The sequence below is a fragment of the Priestia sp. VA7 genome (genome assembly GCF_055710015.1).
The window spans coordinates 269,223-289,732 of the sequence record NZ_JBVQPN010000002.1; the positions used below are offsets into that span (position 1 = coordinate 269,223).

22 protein-coding genes and 1 riboswitch are annotated in these 20,510 nt (G+C 39.2%); of the genes, 14 read left to right on the plus strand and 8 right to left on the minus strand.

The window, feature by feature from the left end:
* Positions 1 to 64 precede the first annotated feature (64 nt).
* The 8 genes from AC0C45_RS07930 to AC0C45_RS07965 all read left to right on the plus strand — a co-directional run bounded on the left by AC0C45_RS07930 (position 65) and on the right by AC0C45_RS07965 (position 7,659).
* Complete coding sequence (locus AC0C45_RS07930; protein ID WP_472928020.1) at positions 65 to 1,426, plus strand: PTS transporter subunit EIIC; 1,362 nt, start codon at positions 65 to 67, stop codon at positions 1,424 to 1,426.
* Complete coding sequence (locus tag AC0C45_RS07935) at positions 1,423 to 2,433, plus strand: MupG family TIM beta-alpha barrel fold protein (RefSeq protein WP_171777654.1); 1,011 nt, start codon at positions 1,423 to 1,425, stop codon at positions 2,431 to 2,433. Before AC0C45_RS07930 ends, AC0C45_RS07935 begins: the two co-directional genes overlap by 4 nt.
* Positions 2,434 to 2,651: 218 nt before the next feature.
* Positions 2,652 to 2,754, plus strand: a riboswitch (TPP riboswitch).
* 114 nt (positions 2,755 to 2,868) lie between these two features.
* Positions 2,869 to 4,146, plus strand: a complete 1,278-nt coding sequence (locus AC0C45_RS07940; protein WP_472928021.1) for an acetylornithine deacetylase — start codon at positions 2,869 to 2,871, stop codon at positions 4,144 to 4,146.
* Positions 4,147 to 4,151: 5 nt separating this feature from the next.
* Complete coding sequence (gene tenA, locus AC0C45_RS07945) at positions 4,152 to 4,823, plus strand: thiaminase II (RefSeq protein ID WP_171777653.1); 672 nt, start codon at positions 4,152 to 4,154, stop codon at positions 4,821 to 4,823.
* The gene (locus AC0C45_RS07950) at positions 4,816 to 5,580 is read left to right on the plus strand and encodes an ABC transporter ATP-binding protein (protein ID WP_013081911.1); all 765 of its coding nucleotides are present in this window, start codon (positions 4,816 to 4,818) and stop codon (positions 5,578 to 5,580) included. The genes tenA and AC0C45_RS07950 overlap by 8 nt, the downstream gene beginning before the upstream one ends.
* Positions 5,577 to 6,320, plus strand: coding sequence for an ABC transporter permease (locus AC0C45_RS07955; protein WP_013081912.1), 744 nt, complete (start codon positions 5,577 to 5,579; stop codon positions 6,318 to 6,320). Before AC0C45_RS07950 ends, AC0C45_RS07955 begins: the two co-directional genes overlap by 4 nt.
* Positions 6,317 to 7,327, plus strand: a complete 1,011-nt coding sequence (locus AC0C45_RS07960) for an ABC transporter substrate-binding protein (RefSeq protein WP_472928022.1) — start codon at positions 6,317 to 6,319, stop codon at positions 7,325 to 7,327. The genes AC0C45_RS07955 and AC0C45_RS07960 overlap by 4 nt, the downstream gene beginning before the upstream one ends.
* A gap of 86 nt (positions 7,328 to 7,413) precedes the next feature.
* Positions 7,414 to 7,659 carry a ferredoxin gene (locus AC0C45_RS07965; RefSeq protein ID WP_047932348.1) on the plus strand — a complete coding sequence of 82 codons (246 nt, stop codon included), beginning with the start codon at positions 7,414 to 7,416 and terminating at the stop codon, positions 7,657 to 7,659.
* Between the two features lie 112 nt (positions 7,660 to 7,771).
* Here the strand turns inward: AC0C45_RS07965 and hxlB are convergent, their stop codons facing one another.
* The 3 genes from hxlB to AC0C45_RS07980 form a co-directional block, all read right to left on the minus strand.
* Positions 7,772 to 8,329: a 6-phospho-3-hexuloisomerase gene (hxlB, locus tag AC0C45_RS07970; RefSeq protein WP_013055598.1), complete on the minus strand. Its 558-nt coding sequence runs from the start codon at positions 8,327 to 8,329 to the stop codon at positions 7,772 to 7,774.
* 10 nt (positions 8,330 to 8,339) lie between these two features.
* Entirely contained in the window at positions 8,340 to 8,969 is a 630-nt protein-coding gene (gene hxlA / locus AC0C45_RS07975) for a 3-hexulose-6-phosphate synthase (RefSeq protein ID WP_013055599.1), read from the minus strand.
* Positions 8,970 to 9,237: 268 nt separating this feature from the next.
* Positions 9,238 to 9,603, minus strand: coding sequence for a winged helix-turn-helix transcriptional regulator (locus AC0C45_RS07980; RefSeq protein ID WP_013055600.1), 366 nt, complete (start codon positions 9,601 to 9,603; stop codon positions 9,238 to 9,240).
* Between the two features lie 251 nt (positions 9,604 to 9,854).
* On the opposite strand from AC0C45_RS07980, the gene AC0C45_RS07985 reads away from it, so the two are divergent.
* Both AC0C45_RS07985 and AC0C45_RS07990 read left to right on the plus strand, forming a co-directional pair.
* Entirely contained in the window at positions 9,855 to 10,433 is a 579-nt protein-coding gene (locus AC0C45_RS07985; protein ID WP_047932346.1) for a hypothetical protein, read from the plus strand.
* Positions 10,434 to 10,449: 16 nt separating this feature from the next.
* The gene (locus AC0C45_RS07990) at positions 10,450 to 10,773 is read left to right on the plus strand and encodes a DUF3243 domain-containing protein (RefSeq protein ID WP_013081917.1); all 324 of its coding nucleotides are present in this window, start codon (positions 10,450 to 10,452) and stop codon (positions 10,771 to 10,773) included.
* A 43-nt stretch (positions 10,774 to 10,816) separates the two neighbouring features.
* Here AC0C45_RS07990 and AC0C45_RS07995 read toward each other — a convergent pair whose 3' ends face one another.
* The 3 genes from AC0C45_RS07995 to AC0C45_RS08005 are packed head-to-tail and all read right to left on the minus strand — an operon-like array spanning position 10,817 to position 13,215.
* Positions 10,817 to 11,002, minus strand: coding sequence for a FeoB-associated Cys-rich membrane protein (locus AC0C45_RS07995; protein ID WP_013081918.1), 186 nt, complete (start codon positions 11,000 to 11,002; stop codon positions 10,817 to 10,819).
* A gap of 15 nt (positions 11,003 to 11,017) precedes the next feature.
* On the minus strand, positions 11,018 to 12,988 hold the full coding sequence (feoB, locus tag AC0C45_RS08000) for a ferrous iron transport protein B (RefSeq protein ID WP_472928023.1): 1,971 nt from the start codon (positions 12,986 to 12,988) through the stop codon (positions 11,018 to 11,020).
* On the minus strand, positions 12,985 to 13,215 hold the full coding sequence (locus AC0C45_RS08005) for a FeoA family protein (protein WP_013055605.1): 231 nt from the start codon (positions 13,213 to 13,215) through the stop codon (positions 12,985 to 12,987). The genes feoB and AC0C45_RS08005 overlap by 4 nt, the downstream gene beginning before the upstream one ends.
* Before the next feature lie 175 nt (positions 13,216 to 13,390).
* Here AC0C45_RS08005 and AC0C45_RS08010 point away from each other — a divergent pair, with 175 nt between their 5' ends.
* The 3 genes from AC0C45_RS08010 to AC0C45_RS08020 all read left to right on the plus strand — a co-directional run bounded on the left by AC0C45_RS08010 (position 13,391) and on the right by AC0C45_RS08020 (position 17,350).
* Positions 13,391 to 13,876: a GNAT family N-acetyltransferase gene (locus tag AC0C45_RS08010; protein WP_237893546.1), complete on the plus strand. Its 486-nt coding sequence runs from the start codon at positions 13,391 to 13,393 to the stop codon at positions 13,874 to 13,876.
* Positions 13,877 to 14,067: 191 nt separating this feature from the next.
* The gene (locus tag AC0C45_RS08015; RefSeq protein WP_472928024.1) at positions 14,068 to 16,401 is read left to right on the plus strand and encodes a YhgE/Pip family protein; all 2,334 of its coding nucleotides are present in this window, start codon (positions 14,068 to 14,070) and stop codon (positions 16,399 to 16,401) included.
* A 97-nt stretch (positions 16,402 to 16,498) separates the two neighbouring features.
* On the plus strand, positions 16,499 to 17,350 hold the full coding sequence (locus AC0C45_RS08020) for a class I SAM-dependent methyltransferase (protein ID WP_047932343.1): 852 nt from the start codon (positions 16,499 to 16,501) through the stop codon (positions 17,348 to 17,350).
* Between the two features lie 57 nt (positions 17,351 to 17,407).
* Here AC0C45_RS08020 and rpoN read toward each other — a convergent pair whose 3' ends face one another.
* Both rpoN and AC0C45_RS08030 read right to left on the minus strand, forming a co-directional pair.
* A complete protein-coding gene (gene rpoN / locus AC0C45_RS08025) occupies positions 17,408 to 18,745 on the minus strand; it encodes an RNA polymerase factor sigma-54 (RefSeq protein ID WP_234943481.1) in 1,338 nt (445 codons plus the stop codon).
* Between the two features lie 212 nt (positions 18,746 to 18,957).
* Positions 18,958 to 19,305: a winged helix-turn-helix transcriptional regulator gene (locus AC0C45_RS08030; protein WP_034668472.1), complete on the minus strand. Its 348-nt coding sequence runs from the start codon at positions 19,303 to 19,305 to the stop codon at positions 18,958 to 18,960.
* A gap of 163 nt (positions 19,306 to 19,468) precedes the next feature.
* Here AC0C45_RS08030 and AC0C45_RS08035 point away from each other — a divergent pair, with 163 nt between their 5' ends.
* Entirely contained in the window at positions 19,469 to 20,452 is a 984-nt protein-coding gene (locus AC0C45_RS08035) for a zinc-binding dehydrogenase (RefSeq protein ID WP_047932340.1), read from the plus strand.
* Positions 20,453 to 20,510 lie beyond the last annotated feature (58 nt).

Consider the following 20,510-nt stretch of genomic DNA (forward strand, 5'->3'; position numbering starts at 1 on the left):
GATTTTGTGGTCTGTTTCCTCAGTACCGTATCCATCTAAGAGGAAAATACAAAGGGGGATTAACATGTCTTTAGATAATCATCAATTAGCAAAGGCTGCTTTGGAGATGCTTGGGGGAGCATCCAATATTGAAGCGTATACGCATTGTATGACGCGGCTGCGTGTGACGGTAAAAGATGATTCAATTGTAAAAAAGACGGATATACGAAAACTTGAAGGCGTGCTCGGATTAGTGGAAGAAGAAACGCTTCAAATTATTATTGGTCCTGGAAAAGTAAACAAAGTAACAGAGGAATTCGGAAAGTTAATTGATGAATCCGGCGGTATTAATTTAGAAAATCGTGCGGCTCAGCGGAAATCAGAGCTGAAAGAAAAAAATGCAACTCCGTTTAAGCTTTTGCTTCGCCGAATTGCAAGTATTTTTATTCCGTTAATACCTGCTCTTGTAGCATCTGGACTTATCACCGGAGTGACAAAAGCAGCAGTTCAAGCGAAGTGGCTTCCTGCAGATTCACAGATTGCTATTCTATTAACGGTTATCGGAAGCGGCTTATTTGCTTATCTTGGTATTTTAGTAGGTATTAATGCCGCAAAAGAATTTGGTGGTTCACCGGCTCTAGGGGGCTTAGCGGGTATTTTAGTCATTAATCCTGCCGTAGCTGATATTAAACTTTTCGGTGAAGCACTTTTGCCGGGACGGGGTGGCTTAATAGGAGTCTTGCTTGCAGCAATCTTTATGGCCATGTTAGAAAAACGAGTACGCAAATTTGTCCCTCAGTCACTGGATATTATTATTACACCAACCGTTACGGTATTAATTACAGGCATTATTACGTATGTAGTATTCATGCCAATCGGCGGCTTGATTTCAGACGGAATCACAAAAGGTCTTTTAGGAGTTTTAGAGATTGGAGGAGTTGTAGCAGGCTTTGTGTTAGGAGCAACATTCTTGCCGCTCGTCATTACAGGACTGCATCAAGGTCTTACTCCTGTTCATTTAGAGCTTATCAATTCAGTTGGAGATGATCCGCTTCTTCCTATCCTAGCAATGGGCGGAGCCGGTCAGGTCGGTGCAGCTTTTGCTATTTATATCAAAACAAAGAAAAAACGTTTAAAGCGAGCAATTGGAGGCGCACTTCCTTCAGGACTGCTCGGAATCGGAGAGCCGCTTATTTTTGGAGTCACACTTCCTTTAGGGCGGCCATTCTTAACCGCTTGTCTTGGAGCTGGAATCGGCGGAGCGTTTCAGGCGCACTTCCATATTGCAACTGTAGCAGTGGGAGTATCAGGTTTACCGCTTACGTTTTTAGTTCATGCGCATCAAATTCTTCTTTATTTACTTGGATTAGTTATTGCTTACGCAGCAGGCTTTATTTGTACCTATTTCTTTGGATTTAACGATGAAATGGCGAGGGAGTTTGGATGATTGGCATTTCGTTTTATTTAAATGATAGTGATGCCCCCAAAAAATTAATAGAAGCGAGTGAGTGCGGCGTCACACGTGCATTCACTTCGCTTCACATTCCAGAAGAAAAAGGAGATTTGGCTGAACGGGCAAAAGAATTGCTTCATGTGGCTAGAGATTGTGGAATAAGCGTGTATGCAGACGTATCTAAGCATACGCCAGTTCATTTAGGTATTGAAAGCCTTATGTCGCTATCTTCACTTGGCGTATCTGGTATTAGACTAGACGATGGCTTTAGCGCAGAAGAAACTCTTTCGCTTGCGAATGAATTTTATATTGCTGTTAATGCAAGTACGTTATCCAAACAAGAAATTGAAGCACTCTTATCTGCAGGTCTTCATCATCATCAGCTGCTTGCATGGCATAATTTTTATCCGCGGCCTGAAACAGGGCTTGAAGAAACGTTTTTTCAACAGCAGACAGATTTATTTAATGAACTTCGTATTCCAGTCTGCGCTTATATTCCTGGAAAAGACGAAAAAAGAGGCCCTGTTTATCAAGGTCTTCCTACTAGAGAAAAAGACCGTAATAGATGTCCTTTTACTTCTGCAGTAGATTTATACGGATGCGGAGTAGCAGAGGTTTATATTGGAGATCCATGCGCCGGTTCAAGTTTATTAAAGCGTTTGGTTCAATATCAAGAAAGCCGCATTATTCCGCTGCGCATTCGTTCACCTCATATAGAGGGAACGTACAGCGTGCGTCCGGATGTATCAAGAGACGTTCTGCGTTTAGTTGATACTCGATCTGTAAAACCAGTGCCGCCATTTCATACAGTAGAACGCAGAATGGGAGCAATTACAATGGACAATGATGGCTACGGACGTTACAGAGGAGAGGTTCAAATAGCTAAAACAAATTTGCCTGCAAATGCTAATGTGAATGTGATTGGGTATGTGATAGAAGAAGATCATGAGCTGCTTTCGTTAGTGAGACCGGGGCAAAAACTTGCGCTTCTTCCTGTCTGAATGGAAAAACGATGTATTTTTAAAGAAGCCGATAGCTAACTAGTAAGCTTATAAAAGTAAAGAGCACACACTGCTTGAAAAGGTGTGTGCTTTTTGTTTTCCTAAAAAGGAAACTATTTTCATTGCTGAATAATGAACCTTTCTATTGAATAAAACGCTTTACTATGATAAAACTATTACAGGTAAACATATGATAATCGTTTAATTTTATAGAGATACAACGCCACTAGGGGTGCTTTCTAAGCTGAGAGAGACGAGAAGTCTTAACCCTTATAACCTGAACTAGGTAATACTAGCGTAGGAAAGAGGTATTGTAATGGATGTTTTGTATGGTATTTCCTTACGAACTCGTTATAATAATTTTTTGTATATAAACAAAAACACTTCTTTCCTGCGAAAGAAGTGTTTTTTTATGCGTAAAGGAAGGTGTCATACATGGAAGAAACAATTGATTTGCTTGTCAAACAGGTAGAGGAGCGCAAAGGGGAGCTAGTCCAGTTATTAAAAACGCTTGTTTCATATAAAACGCCGGCGCCTCCTGCACGGAATTCTCATGAAGCGCAGCGCTACGTAGCGGATTTCCTTAAAAAATGCGGTTTTTCCATCGATATGTGGGATTTATATTGCAACGATCCTATTGTAGTGGGCACGTTAAAAGGGAAAAAATCAGCTGACTATCAAAGCTTAATTATTAACGGGCATATGGATGTAGCTGAGGTACAAGAAAATGAAAAGTGGGAGACAAATCCGTTTGAAGCTGTGGTAAAAGACAACATGATAATCGGACGCGGAGTTGCTGATATGAAAGGCGGCTTGGCAGGAGCATTATTTGCAGTTCAGCTTCTAACAGAAGCAGGAATCGAACTGCCGGGAGACTTGATTTTTGAATCCGTTGTAGGAGAAGAAGTGGGAGAGGCAGGTACGCTGCAATGCTGTCAGAAAGGATATACAGCTGACTTTGCGCTTGTTGCTGATACGAGTGATTTACATATTCAAGGTCAAGGCGGAGTGATCACGGGATGGATTACGATAAAAAGCAGTAAAACCTACCATGACGGTACACGCCGAAGTATGATTCATGCTGGAGGAGGGCTGTTAGCTGCGAGTGCTATTGAAAAGATGGCAAAAGTGATCGGAGGGCTGCAAGAATTGGAGCGCCACTGGGCTGTTACAAAAAGCTATCCAGGATTTTTGCCGGGAACAAATACGATTAATCCAGCAGTAATCGAAGGGGGAAGGCATGCTGCGTTTATTGCAGATGAATGCAGGCTGTGGATCACCGTTCACTATTATCCCAATGAATCATACGACCAAGTATCAAAAGAAGTGGAAGAATACATTTTAGCTATTGCAAAAGCAGATCCATGGTTAAAAGATAACCTGCCAACCTTTGAATGGGGAGGCACATCAATGATTGAAGACAGAGGAGAAATCTTCCCGTCATTAGAAATTGATGAAAATCATGCTGGAGTACAGCTGCTTGCAAATACTCATGAACAAATTGAAGGGAAAAAGCCTCCAATCGATGTGTCAACTAGCGTAACAGATGGCGGTTGGCTAGCTGATGCGGGGATTCCGGCGGCTATTTACGGTCCGGGGAATTTAGCAAATGCACATGCTGTGAATGAACAATTAGATATGAATCAGCTTATTCAATATACAAAAGTGATGGTGCAGTTCATTTATACGTGGCTGCATACGCATAAGGAGTGATCATCATGAAATTTAGTGAGCGATTATACGAAAAGCTGCAGCCTATTTGGCGTCAAAATCATAATCATCCCTTTGTACAGGGAATGGGAGACGGAACGCTTGAAAAGGAGAAGTTTCGCTTTTACATGATTCAAGATTACCTTTACCTAATTGATTATGCCAAATTATTTGCGATTGGAGCCATGAAAGCTACCGATCTTCAAACGATGGGGAAATTTGCTGCACTTTTGGATTCTACATTAAACGAAGAAATGAGCCTGCACCGTGAGTATGCCAAGAAAATTGAAATCAGCGAAAAAGAATTAGAAAAAGCGCAGCCATCTCCTACAACGCTTGCATACACACACTATATGCTGCACGTTGGTCAAAGCGGAACATTAGCTGAATTAGTGGCGGCTCTTTTGCCTTGTATGTGGAGCTACTGGGAAATAGGAAAAGAACTCAGTGAAAAGCCTGGAGCTAACAATGAATTTTATCGTGAGTGGATTGAAATGTACAGCTCAGAAGAATTTGGAGAACTAGCGACATGGTGTATTAATTTATTCGACTCACTTACTGAAGACAAATCAGAAGCGGAATTAGAAAAGCTCGAAGAAATTTTCTTAAATACAACGCGTTTTGAATATATGTTCTGGGATATGGCTTATAACGAAGCGATGTGGCCAATTCATGAATAAGTCTGTGTTATCTTTTCAAAACGTCAGTTTTACGTACAAAAACGGTGATCAACCGATTTTAACATCATTAAACTTAGATGTGAAAGAAGGCGAGTTTGTCAGTATCGTTGGAGCGAGCGGTTCTGGGAAAAGTACGTTGTTTCGTCTCATTACAGGTCTTGAACAGCAGAGTGAAGGCGATATCGTGATTAACGGACAGTCTTATGAAAAACGGCTTGGAAAAGTAGGCTACATGCCGCAGCAAGATTTGCTTCTTCCGTGGCGCACGATTTTAGACAATGCAGCGCTGCCGCTTGAGCTTCACAATGTGTCAAAAGCAAGTGCTCATAGGCAAGTATCTCAGCTGCTCGAAGAGTTTGGTTTAAAAGGGTATGAAAATCGTTTTCCAAGTGATTTATCTGGAGGGATGAAGCAGCGTGTTTCTTTTCTGCGAACGGTATTAAGCGGTTCTAACGTGCTGCTTTTAGATGAGCCTTTTAGTGCGCTTGATGCCATTACGCGTTTGTCGATGCAAGAATGGCTGCTTGAACAATGGCAAAAGCGTAAGCACACCATCTTATTTATCACTCATGACGTAAACGAAGCGCTTTTTTTATCAGATCGTATTTTTATCTTTTCAGACAAGCCGGTAAGTCATCTTGAAGAGATTCAGGTGCCGCTTAGCAGACCTCGAACGCAAAAAGATTTGAATCAACAGCGTGTGCTTGACGTAAAAGATTACTTAATTGAACAGCTTAGATCGAAGGTGAACACATGAAAAAGTACGGAGCTTCAGTGATATTAGTAGTCATTTTACTGGCTGCTTGGGAAATTGGAGCACGCATTGTAAACTATCCGTTTATTTTACCAACGCCCACCGGTATTTTAACGAAGCTTTGGGATTTGCGAATGGATTTATTGTTTAAGCATTTACCAGCTACGTTATCTATTGTCGTAATTGGGCTGGTTATATCCGTTGTGCTAGGGGTTCTGCTGGCCGTGTGGATGAATTGGAGCCCGCTTATTGAGCGTGCTTTCTATCCGCTTATTATTGCGTCACAAATGATCCCGACCATTGCCATTGCTCCTGTATTTGTTCTCTGGTTTGGCTACTCCATTTGGAGCAAAGTGATTGTGACCGTATTAATTACGTTTTTTCCCATTACCGTTAGCACGTTTGACGGGCTTCGTTCCACAAACAAAGAGTTAAAAGAACTCATGTTAACGATGGGAGCAACAAAAAAAGATATTTTCTTTAAGTTGAACATTCCTTCTGCACTGCCTCATTTTTATTCAGGGCTCAAAGTAGCGGTTACCTTTAGTATAATAGGTGCTGCCATTGGCGAATGGTTAGGTGCACAAGCAGGCTTAGGATATTTCAGTCGTCGCATGATGACACAGTTTGATGCAGCTGGTGTATTTGCACCAATTGTAATTTTATCTGCGCTTGGTATTTTATTCTTTATTATTGTAGCAGGTTTTGAAAAACGTTCATTAAAGTGGAGGAAAACAGAATGAAAAAATGGTTTGTAATTGGCTTAAGCCTGATGCTTGTTTTGATGCTCGCTGCTTGTGGTCAGAACAAGGAAAATAAAGCTGGTGACAGTAAAAAATTAAAAGACGTTACAATTATGCTTGATTGGTATCCAAATGCAGTGCACAGCTTCATTTACGCTGCACAAGAAAAAGGATATTTCAAAAAAGAAGGGCTGAATGTAAAAGTACAGTTTCCTGCTAATCCAACAGACTCGCTTAATTTAGCAGCTGCGGGGAAAGTTACGCTCGGCCTTTATTATCAGCCTGATGTAGCAATGGCACGAGCAAACGAAGATGTGCCGGTAAAGTCGGTAGGAGCGATTGTAAGATCTCCGCTAAACCGAGTTGTGGCATTGAAAGATAGCGGTATTAAGCGTCCTAAAGATTTAGAAGGAAAAGTAGTAGGCTACAGCGGAACACCATTAAGTGAATCTGTTCTAAAGAAAATGGTGAAAAGCGATGGAGGAGATCCGAATAAAGTAAAACTAGTAGACGTAGGATTTGAGTTAAATTCATCGCTGATTAGTAAAAAAGTAGATGCCGTAATAGGGGCATATATTAATCATGAAGTACCATTACTTCATAAAAAAGGATATAAAACGGTTGATATTGATCCTTCAGATTACGGCGTGCCATCTTATTACGAGCTAGTGGCAGTTACTGGGGATCAAACGTGGGCAAAAGATTCTGATACGATTAAAGCGTTTTGGCGTGCCGCGACAAAAGGGTATGAGTATACAGAGAAACATCCAAAAGAATCACTTCAAATTCTATTAGATAACCAAGATAAATCAAACTTCCCTCTTGAAAAAGACGTGGAAACAAAAAGTTTAAATATTTTACTTCCGAAAATGAAGTCTGAACAAGGATTTGGCAGTCAAACGAAAGAATCATGGCAGTCAAATGTGGACTGGTTAAAAGAGTCAGGATTACTTAAGAAAAAGCCAAATGTAGATGAAATGTTTGAGAATATCGGAGAATCCAAGTAAATAATTTAAGACAAATTTAAAAAAACCTTCTTATACTGAACGTAACTTTCTGAACGAGAAAGCGAAAAGGTAAAGGAGGTTTTTTTATGATTTTTACGATAGTAGATAAGGAAACATGTATTGCTTGCGGAGCATGTGGAGGGAGCGCACCAGATCTTTATGATTATGATTCAGAAGGTCTTGCTTATGCAGTGTTAGATAACAATGAAGGAACAAAAGAGGTTCCTGAACATCAGCAAGATGAGATGATGGAAGCGTACGAAGGTTGCCCAACAGACTCGATTAAAGTTGCAGAACAGCCGTTTTATGGAGATGCAACAAAATTCGAATAGAATTTTTAAAAAAAGTTAACGATAAAGTACATTTAGTTATGCGATAAATAAATATTTGGTGAAATAGAAAGTTTCAAAACAAAAAAGGTCTTGCCTAGAGCAAGACCTTTTTTTATTCTAAATTTGCATGCTTTCCGTACATTGTATGGGTATCAAGTTCTTTCTTCTCCATGAAGCGAAGAATCAGCGCATCGTAGAAGAGAAGAAGCGTTTGTTCAAACAATGATGCCATAGGCTGCACTGTTTGATAACTGCTTTGTTCTTGATCCTTAGGAGCACCAGGCAGCTTCACGATAAAGTCAGCCAGCTTGCCAAGCGTGGAGTCGGGAGAAATTGTGACTACTCCAACTTTTCCTCCAAGTTCTTTTGCTTTTTGAGCGATAGGAATCAAGCTCTTCGTCTCGCCAGAACCTGATCCGATGATTAATAAATCATCCTGCGTGAAAGTGGACGTTACGGTTTCTCCAATGACATAAGCATCAATGCCCATATGCATCATACGCATAGCAAACGACTTGCCCATAAGACCTGAACGGCCTGCTCCAGTGACAAACACTTTTTTAGATGAGATGATGCCATTTACAAGCTGCTCAGCTTCATCGTCAGCGATTAGAGCTGTTGTTTGTAAAAGCTCATTCATAACTGTTTTTAAATGTTCGCTCGTCTGCATAGAAAGCTCCTTAATTTGTAATAAGCTCTTTCATTTGAGAAGCAACTGATTTTTTATCGTCTTGGCTCGTGATGCCTCCGCCAACGATAACAAGATCAGGCTGTGCTTTTACTACTTCAGGTAAAGATTCTAATTTAATTCCGCCAGCAACGGCTGTTTTTGCATTTTTTACAACGCTTTTGATTGTTACTAAATCTTCAAAAGAGTTTTGGCCAACAGCTTGAAGGTCGTATCCTGTGTGTACACAGATATAGTCAACGCCAAATTCGTCTAGCTCTTTTGCGCGTCCTTTAATATCTTTTACCCCAATCATATCGACTAGAATTTTTTTACCTTGTTTTTTGGCTTCTTCAACTGCACCTTTAATTGACATATCTTCAGCAACACCTAAGATGGTAATGATGTCTGCTCCAGCTTGAGAAGCTTGCTGTACTTCATAGCCAGCTGCATCCATAATTTTTAGGTCAGCTAATACTTTTAAATTAGGAAATGCTTCTTTAATTTCTTTAACGGCGCGAAGCCCTTCATTGATTACAACGGGCGTACCGATTTCCACGATATCAATATGTTCTTCAACTTCTTTTACTACCTCTTTTGCTTGAGAGATATTAACAAGATCTAATGCTAATTGTAATTCCATTCTACTCCACTCCTTACAGAAATGTATAAATACCTTTTGTGCTTTTTTACATATAAAGCAGCTGGTGTAGTTATTGTACCCGCAGTTTGAGGTTCTTAAAAGTACGCACTTTTCCCACAAATAGTGTGGGGAATGATAGTATACAGAAGTATACTAATGGACATATCAGTCTTGTAACCGCTTAATCTTCATTAAAAATGCGGATGATGTTGAGTAACATCATCCGCATAAAAAAATAAAAACTATGGAATAGAAGGAGTAGTTTCCATCATTTAATCAACGTTTCCGCCTTTTGTTCTTGATTGATCAGCACTGTATCACGGTAATTTTTACCCCAATCGTACATGGCTGTCAAAATGGGCATTAAACTTTCTCCTTCTTTTGTAAGTGAGTATTCGACTTTAGGTGGTACGACAGGATAAACTTTACGGTTAACAATTAGATCTTCTTCCAGTTCCCGCAGCTGATTAACCAGCATGCGCGGCGTAATATCAGGGATAAGCGATTTTAGTTCCCCGAACCGTTTTGTTCCTTCACGTCCTAAATGCCATAGTATCAGCATCTTCCATTTTCCACCGATAATAGCAAGCGTTAATTCTTTTTCACAGTTAAATTCCTTATTAAGCTGGCTCAATTGCTTCACCCCTATAACCAATAGTATAAAATTTATTTTAAAGTACTTCTTATTATACCGGTGCTGACAATCCTTTTACAAAAATCCGGCTTGCGCTTTTCCGTTAAAAAAGGGAGCTTTTTTAATACATAGTTATTCTTGACTAGTGGGAGCAAAAAGGTGGCCTTTAGTCATGTTTTTTGTGTTTAATTGTTTAAATATAAAAAAAGATGGGAAATCACTCAATAACAATGCTAAAGGAGGCAGTAAAAATGGAAAGAAGCCGATCTGAATTACAAAACCCTGCTTTAAGCAACAGCGCAGGCATTAACAACGACGTAGGAATCAATAACAATCCACAGACAGCTAATAGCACTGCTGTTAGCACGGGAAAAAGCTGCAGCAGCAAGCTAGTAAAAGGTGTTGTTGTCGGGGCAGTTGTGGGTGGATGTATAACATTACTTGATAATAAAACTCGCTCATCTGTTAAAAGAAGAGCCGTTACATTAAAGGACTCTTCTGCAAACATGATTAATCAAGTAAAAGAGAACCCTCAAGAAACAAAAGAAAAAATGGTGCAACAAATGAAAAACGCATCGAATCTCTTAAAAGATGCAATTAATGATGCCAAACATTTGTACGAGCGTGTAAATGAAGATTTCTTTAAGCAAGCAGAAGATGTGAAAAGCGTTACGCATGATGCAAAATCGACGGTAGAAGATGCTAAAAGTGATTTACAGCAAATTGGTGAAAAAGTGAAAGATGCAACTTCTGAAATAAGTAAGGAAAAGATGACGCCGGACGAAAAGCCAGAAGCTGAGCGTGAAAGAACATACCAGTCTATTCACTAAGAAGGAGATGTTAACTGTGAGTCAAATGAATGAAGGAACTACAAAAGACATGAATAAAATTGAAGAAACGGTAGATAATTTAGGGACGGAGAAAAAAGAAGCAATTTTGCAGAATTTTGATACGTTTACTGATTATTTAACTCAAAAAGTCCATGTCGGTAAAAAACTCGGGTTAAATGAGGAACAATTAGCAGCTGCTACAAAAAAAGTGGCTAGCTATTTAGCCAAAAATGAGGAGCCTCGAAACCGAGAAGAAAAAGTCCTTCATGAATTATGGAAAGTCAGCAGTGAAGAGGAAAAGGAAGTCCTTTCTCATCTCATTTTAAAACTAGTTGCGTAACATTAAAAAAGCATCCCATCTATTAGGATGCTTTTTTAATGTATTAAGATGATTGATTTTGAGCCTCTTGAATCGTTTTATCCCAGTCAATACCGCAATCATCCGTTGCACAAGAAGATTGCTGTGCGCAGCTTGCACATTTTCCCTGAGTACTCTTGCGGAAGAATTTTGTCATATGATAAAGGGCATATCCAAATATTAAAACCCCAATTAAAATGTTAATAATCAATGTTATTCACTCCTTTTAAGAAAAACCAAGTACTTTTCCAATAGTGTGTACAAGCAAAGCTACGAGATAAGCGACAATCAAAGGGTAGGCCACAGCAAATGCTGTCCATTTCAATGAGCCGGTTTCTCGTCGAATAACAGCGACGGTTGCTAGACACGGAACATAAAGAAGAACAAACACCATAAACGTACAGGCTGTTAGCGGTGTAAAGAATGTCTTCATTGTGTCGCCAAGCTGTCCTTCTTGTACTTTATAAATGATGCTCATAGTCGAAACAACCACTTCTTTTGCTAGGAAGCCTGTAATCAGTGATGCTACAGCTTGCCATGTCGCAAAACCTAAAGGGATAAATAGCGGAGCGATAGCACCTCCAATAATAGCCATAAAGCTATTTTCCATATCTACTCCAAAACCGCCAGGGCCAGCGTAAGATGATAGCCAGATAAATACAGAGCCAGCTAAAATAACCGTACCTGCTTTTCGGACGAAATTTCGGCCTTTTTCCCACGTGCTTCTCCAAAGAGTCTTAGCTTGAGGTACGCGGTAAGGAGGAAGTTCAACAATAAAAGTTGATTGTTCGTCTTTAAGAAGCGTTACTGATAAAATTTTCGTTACAACAAGTGCTAAAATAATGCCAAGCAAGTACATAGAAAACACCACAGCTGCTCCGTTTTGCACAAAAAACGCACCTACAAACAAAGCGTATACAGGAAGGCGTGCTGAGCAGCTCATAAATGGATTTACTAAAATGGTCATAAGACGCTCTTTTCGCTGTTCAATTGTACGTGCGGCCATGATCCCCGGTACGTTACATCCAAAGCTAATAATCATCGGAATAAATGCTTTTCCGTTCAAACCGAAAAATTCCATGATACGATCCATTACTACAGCAATTCGAGCCATGTATCCTGAATCTTCAAGCAGTGAAATGAAAAAGAACAGGACAAAGATTTGTGGTACAAATACTAATACGCCGCCTACGCCTGCGATGATGCCGTCCACAATTAAATCATGAATAAATGGAGCAGCACCAGCTGCATTTAGAAGAGAATCAGCACCTTTACTAAGCGTTCCGCCAAAAAAACCGTCCAGTTTATCAGAAAGAGGAACGCCAATCCAAGTAAACGTAATATTAAAAATCAAATACATTAAGCCAAGAAAAATAGGGAGACCAAGCCACTTATGCGTCACAATTCGATCGATTCGATCTGTGAAGGTTAGAGGTGTTCCGCTGCCCTTTATGATACACTCGCTGGAAATGTGCTCGATAAATGCTGTACGCACGTCGAAGAAATGCTCGCTAAGCGGCTTGGTTAATTTTTGTACAGCCGCTTTTCGAAGCTCAAGCAGCTCTGAGTAACTCGTTTTTTCTTTTAACGTTGATTCGATTACGCTATTTTCCGCTAAAAATTGAATGGCAATCCATCTGCTTACATCCGCTTTTGTTTGAATCATATGAATTGCTTGTTCAGCGGTTTCCCCGTAATTTAATTGAAATGAAGGGGCTTTTAAATCTTGCTTCAAAGTGGAGAGAAGCTCATTAATTCCTTTTCCATTGCGGGCAATAATTGCAGAAACCGGAATATGTAATGATTTGCTAAGCTTTTCCAAATGAAAAGTTAATCCACGTTTTTCCGCTACATCAATCATATTTAAGCCGATTACTAATGGCTTTCCATATTCCAATGCTTGAATAGTGAGGTGCATGCTTCTTTCAAACTGAGAAGCGTCTATAATATTCAGCATACTGTTAAATTCTCCGGTTAACAAAAAGTTAGTTACCACTGCTTCATCTGAAGAAAGCGGAGTAAAATCATACACACCCGGCAAATCAACCAGCTGGCTGTTTTGCTTTTTAATAGAGCCAACTTTCTTTTCAACGGTTACACCGCTCCAGTTTCCAACGTATTCATAGGAATCTGTTAATATATTGAATAAAGAAGTTTTTCCTGTGTTTGGATTTCCTAAAAGTGCAATTGTACTCATGCTGTCTCAACCTCAATTTTAGCTGCATCGCGTTTTCGGATGCTAATCATTTGACCTTGACATTCAATAATACAAGGTCCTCCTAAGATGGTTTTTTGCTTCATGCATAGTTCACAGCCTTTTTTTACTCCAAAAGAAAGAAGGCGGCGTTCTAATGATCTGTCTAAAAATTCAATGTTTTTAACTTTTACTTTGTCGCCAATACTCACGGTAGTTAAATTCATCATTCAGCACTCCTGTTAATGATAATCATTTTCAATTTGTATCTATCTCGATTATACATAAGGTTCTAAAATCAATCAATGCTTCTAGAGCGTTACAATTAAAAATATATATTTATAACTATATTTTTCAGGTGAAATTATGTACGATTTTAGCAGCAAATTGTCAGGAGGGATGTGAGTGGAGGTAATCATTCGCAAAATGAGAAAAGAAGATATTACGTCTGTTCAATACGTCGCAAAGATGAGCTGGTACGATACATATGAAGGAATTATTCCTAGGAGCGTTCAGAATCGGTTTCTTTCAGAAGCATACTCCAATAAAAGGATGCTGTGGCGCTTGCGCAACTCGTTCATTTATGTAGCAACTATTGATGAGAAAATCGTAGGGTACGCTAACTTTTTCCGACTACAAAACAGAGGGGAAATAGAACTAGGATCTATCTATATACTGCCTGCTTATCAAGGAAAAGGAATCGGTTCGCAATTGTTAGAAAAAGGAATGAAGCGCTCGAAGGAATTAAAAATTGTTTACATTAACGTAGAAAGGGAAAACGGAATAGGCCGTGCATTCTATCAATCAAAAGGTTTCCAGCTTGTGGATGAATTTGATGATGAATTTGACGGGCATTTATTAAGAACGATGCGAATGAAGCTCATGATTTAAGCTTGATATTTAGTGTGAACGTTATCTTAAAAAGCTGATTTTAAACTTTCTGCTAAAATCAGCTTTTAATTACAGAATAACGATTGACCTTATTCTTGTGAATATGGTAACATTAATCAGAACTTAATGACCGAAAATGTTTTTCGGTCAAATGGTCAGACGGAAGTAAGGATTATTGGAGGCTAAAAAACATGAATATGATTAAAGGAGAATGGAAAAAAATCTTTTCCAAACCAATGACTATTGTTGTGATTTGCGGATTGTTATTTGTTCCATTACTTTATAATGTCATCTTTTTATCTGCTTACTGGGATCCATATGGAAAAACAGATCAAATTCCAGTTGCAGTGGTAAATGAAGATAAAGGTGCTACATTAGATGGAAAGAAATTGAATGTCGGTCGTGATTTTGTTGATGATTTAAAGAAAAACGATAAATTTGACTGGGAATTTACGAACAAAGAAAAAGCGTTAGAAGGCTTAAAAAATGAGGACTACTATTTAGTTTTAGAAATTCCAAAAAATTTCTCCAAAAATGCAACAACATTAATGGATAAAGATCCTAAAAAAATGAAATTTATCTACCATACAAATGCCGGAAAGAACTATTCAGGCGCTCAAATTAGCTCAAATGCAGTGGCTAAAATCAATGATCAAATTAAAGAAGCAGTCACAAAGCAGTATGCTGAAACGGTATTTGACAGCTTTAAACAAGTAGCGGACGGTCTTCAAAAAGCAAGTGACGGTGCAGGAGAGCTAGAAAATGGCTCGAAAACGCTGCGAGATAACATGAAAAAATTAGCAGACAGCACGGTTACATTCGAAGACGGTACAGCTAAATTGGCAAGTGGGTTAACGGATGCAAGAAAAGGAGCAACAGATTTAAATGCAGGTGCAGCTAAGCTCTTAAACGGTGCGGACACAATTAATGAAAACTTAGGCAGCCTAAACAGCGGTTTAGGGAAGCTAGAGAGTGGAAGCAGTCAATTATATAGCGCTTCTAGTCAATTAGAAACTGGAGCTGTTGGTGTTCGAGATGGATTGTCAAAGTTACAAAGTGCAACCAAACAGCTTAATGATGGAACTCAGACACTTCAAGGAAAGCTTCCGCAGTTCACAAGCGGCTTAAATCAAGTGGACGCTGAAGTGAGCAGCGTTACGCAGCAAATTAATCAAGCGGAACAGGAAATTACACAGATTAAACAGCAGGTCGATTCAAAAAAAGCAGAGTTTGAACAGCAGCAGCAAGCTCTCATTGACAGCATTAACAGCAATGAGTCCATTCCTGATGAGCAAAAACAAACGCTGATTGCAGGAATTAAAAAACTCACGTCTCAGCAGTTTATGGATGAACAGCAGCAAAAAGCAGAGCAGCTAAAAGCAAAAGTAGATAAAGTGCAAGAATTATCAGCAGCGCTTCAAAAGCTTTCTAAAGGCGGAGAAGATATTCAAAGCGCTATTAATAAAATTGCTGATGGACAAAGTCAGCTGTACGATGGACAAACGAAAGTATATAACGGTGCTGTTAAACTAGCAGACGGAGAAAAGCAGTTCAACAGCAAATTTGCAGAGCTAAACAGCGGTATTGCTGACGCTCATACAGGAGCTGGAAAGCTTGCTGACGGGCAGCAGCAAATTGTGGATGGACTTAAGAAGTCTGAACAAGGAAGCGCAGCGCTAGCAAATGGTTTAACACAGCTAGAAAACGGGGCAACCAAATTAGCAAATGGTTCTAAAGAGTTAACAAACGGTTCGTCCAGACTATATGATGGTTCATCTAAATTATCAGATGGAACAAGCGAACTTCATTCATCTTTAGCAGATGGTGCAAAAGATGCAAAAGATGTTAAAGCGGATGATAAAACATATAGCATGTTTTCAAATCCGACGGATTTAAAATCAGATAAACAAAACAACGTAGATAAGTACGGTGTCGGATTAGCTCCATACATCTTATGTATTGGCTTGTTTGCGGGAACGTTAATGTTTTCAGCGGTATATCCAATGAAAGAGCCATCAATTCGACCGACATCAGGCATTTCGTGGTTCCTAAGTAAGTTTAGTGTCATCACTATTGTAGGTATGCTGCAGGCAGCGATTGCTGTTACAGCTCTTCTATGGGGCTTGCATTTAAACGTAACAAGCATTTGGCACTTCTATATCTTTACCATGATTACAGGTGTGACGTTCTTTACACTTATCTTGTTCTTAACAACAGGGTTAGGAAAAGTAGGGCAGTATTTAGCCTTCATTATTCTGTTGCTTCAAATTGGCGGCAGTGCAGGTACATTCCCTAAAGCACTTGTGCCGGAATTCTTCCAGGCAATTAATCCGTACTTGCCTATGACCTATGCAATTCGCGGTTTCCGTGAAATCATTTCAATTGGTGATGATTTCGGCTATGTATGGCATCAGGCTGGCGTACTTGGAATCTTTGCAGCAATCTTCATCACTCTTTCATTGATAATGTTTTATATCAATGCCAGAAAAGAGAAGCATCACACAGAGGAAGAGGCAGCAGCATAATTTAACTAATATAAAAAGAGAGTTCCAGTTTAAAAAGGAACTCTCTTTTTCTTTATGATAGTATAGGTTTACGTATAAAAGAGGGGAACGTGAAGGCATGCAGCTTACAAAATTTTCGGTATATGAAAGTGATCGTGTAAAAAAGTGGCAAGAAGGACTGAAAGAATGGGACGGTTCAATATCGGAACGGATGATAAACGACCGAGCTGAAGATGAATTTTGGCAGCAGTATTTAGAGAAAATGTCTTTTAATTCAGTAAATGACCCTGTAGTAAAACAGCTTCAACAAGAACTCCTTGCTTTTTTGAATCCAAATGACTCTGTTATGGAAATTGGCCCTGGCTGGGGAAATTATACGTTTTCGATTGCTGATTATGTAAAAGAACTTACGTGTATGGATTGTTCGCCAAGCATTATTCGCTACTTACAAAGGCAATCAGATGCCCGCTCTAATCTAAAGTTCATAGAAGGTAAATGGGAGTATGAGCGTCTAACAGATAACTACGATGCCGTAGTAGGAATAAACTGTTTTTACCGTATGCATAATATTGTCGATGGTCTCTTAAATATGAATGATTCGGCTAATCGTTTGGCGGTTATAGGCATGTCAACGGGTCCAGAAAAGCCTCACTACGTAGAGTTACATAGAAAGCTTGGGTACGAGATTAAATGGCGCCGTAAGGAATATATTGACTTACTAAATATTTTATATGAACTGGGTATTTACGCAGATTGTAAGCTGGTTCCTATAACCAAAACGGTAACCTATGAGACGTACGAAGATCTCATCAAGAAGAACTCGACAAAGGTGCTTTCTAAAGATATTGACAAGTTAGAAACTGAGAAGATTATTTTACAGTATGCAAAGAAAATAAATGGCACATATGAATATACGTATCAATATCATATGGCTTTTATTTATTGGAAACCGATAAAAAGAACCCGTTGAGTAAAATCAACGGGTTCTTTTTAGTAGGGATAAAGCTGTAATTTAGAATAAGCAATATTAAAATCGTCGCCGCTTAGAAGAACTTTCAATTCCTGCTTCTTCACGGTATTTAGCTACTGTTCTTCTTGAAATTTGAATTCCTTCGCTGGAAAGAAGAGACATGAGTTTTTGATCTGAAAGAGGTTTTAATTTATTTTCTTCGGCAATTAATGTTTTGATTTTTTCTTTTATAAAGGCAGTAGAATTGCTTTGTTCGCCATCAGTTCGCTCTAAAGAATTGGTGAAAAAGTATTTTAACTCAAACAGCCCGCGTGGCGTTTGAATATACTTTCCGTTAGTCGCACGACTTACCGTTGATTCGTGACAGTCTATTTTTTGAGCAATATCTTTTAAGGTAAGCGGCTTTAGCCCCGAAATACCCATTTCAAAAAAATCTTGCTGATGTTCCACAATGGCTTTGGACACGTTGTAAATCGTCGCATTACGCTGCTCAATACTATTGATTAGCCAAGTAGCTTCATGAATTTTTTCCTGTACGTATCGATCGGTTGTTACGCATGCAGAGCGATGAACCAGCTTTTGGTAGGTGCCGTTAATTTCGATGGGCGGAAGCAGCTCGCTATGAAGAATAAGATGATAGCGACCGTCAACTTTTTGTACCGTTACATCAGGAGAGATGTACTTCGTAAGCGGGACATGGAAATCTCCTGCTGGACGAGGATTTAATGTCCGCAAGCAGTCAACAATTTCTTGTACTTCACGCATCGAAATAGAGTATTTTTTTGAAATGTTCCGATATTTTTTGTTGGCAATATCTTCAATATCGTGTTTTACCACGTCGTATAAAAGAGGAGGCTTTGACTTTTTGGCCTTAATTTGAATAAGCAGTGAATCGACAAAATTTTGAGCGCCCACGCCAATCGGATCAAAGCTTTGTAAAACGTGAATCATATCGTTGACTTCGTTAATTGAAACATTCAGCAGTTCGGCTGCCAATTTTGGCTCAATTGCTAAAAAGCCGTTTTTATTTAAGTTTCCAATTAGAAATTGAACGATGTGTTTTTGGTGTGTGTGTAAATGATTTAGCATAGACAGTTGCTCTAATAAATGACTCTCTAATGTCACAGTTTGATCAGATATATAATTAAACGGATTATACTCGTCATCGGTATAACCTTTTGAATATGAACGCTGTTCTCGAGTATCAAATGAATCTTTTTGCTGAGAGTCGCCAGCAGACAGTTTAATTACAGGATTTTCATTGACTTGCTGATGAAGATAATGAACTAAATCGGCCGTAGAATAATTTAAAATGTTGATAGACTGACGTAATTCAGGTGTCATGGCCAATTTTAATAGTTGTTTTTGGGATAAATCTAAACCTAATTGCATCATTGGATCACCTATCATTCTTGAGTTTTATTTCGACAATTCTGGCTGCATCGTTCGACATCATCATAGCTGAAAATGCGAAAGAATTCTATAGTGTTGTCAGATGTTCTTACACAGGGGCGAATCGCAAGAAAGAGTAGGAGAATAGATAAAACAAAAACGAATAGCTTCTGGCAATAGCTATTCGTTTGTTTTAACAGAGCCGCTAGGAGAACTTAGCTGCAATTTGGGGTGTTTCCCATTCTTCTATCTCCCCATGCGCACATCATATTTAAAATTTCTCGTAAGGTTTCGCCTTCTTCACTGAGTGAGTACTCTACTTTAGGAGGAACTTCATTGTATACTTTTCTATTGACCACACCGTCTTTTTCTAATTCTTTTAGCTGTTGAGACAGCATTTTTTTGGTAATAGCAGGCATAGCTCGCTGAAGTTCACTAAAACGTTTTTCACCTTCTTTTAATAGGCATAAAATAACGACTTTCCATTTCCCGCCGATTACTTCAAGCGTTGCTTCAACAGGTACATTATAGTGGGGTGCTTTCACCGTTAATCCTCCATTCATAAACAGATATGAAATATGGATATAATAATTTAATATCCATAGACCTAGGTTACCGGTAAGGTACCTGGTTACATGAAAGTGCCGTCTTTTGTAAACAACATGTATTTATTATACTGAAAAAGAACTTTTAATTGAAGGAAGAAATGTAAAAGGGGAGATCTTGATGAAAGCTTTACTGCTAGAAGGCAAAGGGAAAGTAAGTGAGATGAAAGTCGGAAATATCCAAAAGCCGCATCCAGCTAAAGGTGAAATTTTAGTTAAAATTAAAGCTACTGCTTTGAACCCTGTAGATTATAAAACTGGAAACGGCGGTAATCCTAGTTGGACATATCCTCACGTATTAGGACTTGATTCAGCGGGCGTTGTCGAGGAAGTGGGAGAAGAAGTCACAACTGTCAAAGTCGGAGACCGCGTTGTATATCATAGCGATTTATCAAAAAAAGGCGGGTTTGCACAATACGGAGTGACAACAGCCCACACAGTTTCTCTTATTCCGCAAGGGGTTTCATTCGAAGACGCTGCGGCTATTCCATGTGCGGGATATACAGCATATCAGGCATTGTTTCATAAAATGAACGCTTCAAAAGGGCAAACGATTTTAATTCACGCAGGTGCTGGAGGGGTTGGAGGGTTTGCCATTCAGCTTGCCAAAAATGCAGGCCTTACAGTGCTCACAACCGCATCTTCTGCCAATTATGAGTTTGTAAAAAGTTTAGGTGCTGATTATGTAATCGACTACCGTAAAGAAGACTTTGTGAAAAAAGTGCTGGAGCTTACCGATGGAATCGGTGTAAATTTAGTCTTGGATACCGTTGGACGAGACAATGCAGACGAGTCGGTAAAGGCTCTTGCTTTTAATGGTCAAATTGCATTCATCGCAGGACCGCCTAATGTAAACGAGGCGATTTCGTTTGCGCACCCACTATCGTTTCATCAAGTTGCATTAGGAAGTGTACATCAGTCTAATAACGTAAAAGAACAGCAAAAACTTGCTGAGATGGGAAATAGAATGCTTTTGCTTTTACAAGAAAATACGCTAAATGCACTCGTGGAAAAAGTCATTTCACTAGAAGAAGTGCCAGCAGCATTAGATGAACTGGCGACTCGTCGAGTAAAAGGTAAAATTGTAGCTGTAATAGATAAATGATAGAACGAAAAAGAGATTGAGACATAACTACATCAATTCAATCTAAAGACAAACAAAT

Excerpts from the sequence above, each read along its gene's own strand:
- AC0C45_RS07930 (WP_472928020.1), top strand. The coding sequence starts at position 65 with ATGTCTTTAGATAATCATCAATTAGCAAAGGCTGCTTTGGAGATGCTT.
- AC0C45_RS07935 (WP_171777654.1), top strand. The coding sequence starts at position 1,423 with ATGATTGGCATTTCGTTTTATTTAAATGATAGTGATGCCCCCAAAAAA.
- AC0C45_RS07940 (WP_472928021.1), top strand. The coding sequence starts at position 2,869 with ATGGAAGAAACAATTGATTTGCTTGTCAAACAGGTAGAGGAGCGCAAA.
- tenA (WP_171777653.1), top strand. The coding sequence starts at position 4,152 with ATGAAATTTAGTGAGCGATTATACGAAAAGCTGCAGCCTATTTGGCGT.
- AC0C45_RS07950 (WP_013081911.1), top strand. The coding sequence starts at position 4,816 with ATGAATAAGTCTGTGTTATCTTTTCAAAACGTCAGTTTTACGTACAAA.
- AC0C45_RS07955 (WP_013081912.1), top strand. The coding sequence starts at position 5,577 with ATGAAAAAGTACGGAGCTTCAGTGATATTAGTAGTCATTTTACTGGCT.
- AC0C45_RS07960 (WP_472928022.1), top strand. The coding sequence starts at position 6,317 with ATGAAAAAATGGTTTGTAATTGGCTTAAGCCTGATGCTTGTTTTGATG.
- AC0C45_RS07965 (WP_047932348.1), top strand. The coding sequence starts at position 7,414 with ATGATTTTTACGATAGTAGATAAGGAAACATGTATTGCTTGCGGAGCA.
- hxlB (WP_013055598.1), bottom strand. The coding sequence starts at position 8,329 with ATGCAGACGAGCGAACATTTAAAAACAGTTATGAATGAGCTTTTACAA.
- hxlA (WP_013055599.1), bottom strand. The coding sequence starts at position 8,969 with ATGGAATTACAATTAGCATTAGATCTTGTTAATATCTCTCAAGCAAAA.
- AC0C45_RS07985 (WP_047932346.1), top strand. The coding sequence starts at position 9,855 with ATGGAAAGAAGCCGATCTGAATTACAAAACCCTGCTTTAAGCAACAGC.
- feoB (WP_472928023.1), bottom strand. The coding sequence starts at position 12,988 with ATGAGTACAATTGCACTTTTAGGAAATCCAAACACAGGAAAAACTTCT.
- AC0C45_RS08005 (WP_013055605.1), bottom strand. The coding sequence starts at position 13,215 with ATGATGAATTTAACTACCGTGAGTATTGGCGACAAAGTAAAAGTTAAA.
- AC0C45_RS08015 (WP_472928024.1), top strand. The coding sequence starts at position 14,068 with ATGAATATGATTAAAGGAGAATGGAAAAAAATCTTTTCCAAACCAATG.
- AC0C45_RS08020 (WP_047932343.1), top strand. The coding sequence starts at position 16,499 with ATGCAGCTTACAAAATTTTCGGTATATGAAAGTGATCGTGTAAAAAAG.
- rpoN (WP_234943481.1), bottom strand. The coding sequence starts at position 18,745 with ATGATGCAATTAGGTTTAGATTTATCCCAAAAACAACTATTAAAATTG.
- AC0C45_RS08030 (WP_034668472.1), bottom strand. The coding sequence starts at position 19,305 with ATGAATGGAGGATTAACGGTGAAAGCACCCCACTATAATGTACCTGTT.
- AC0C45_RS08035 (WP_047932340.1), top strand. The coding sequence starts at position 19,469 with ATGAAAGCTTTACTGCTAGAAGGCAAAGGGAAAGTAAGTGAGATGAAA.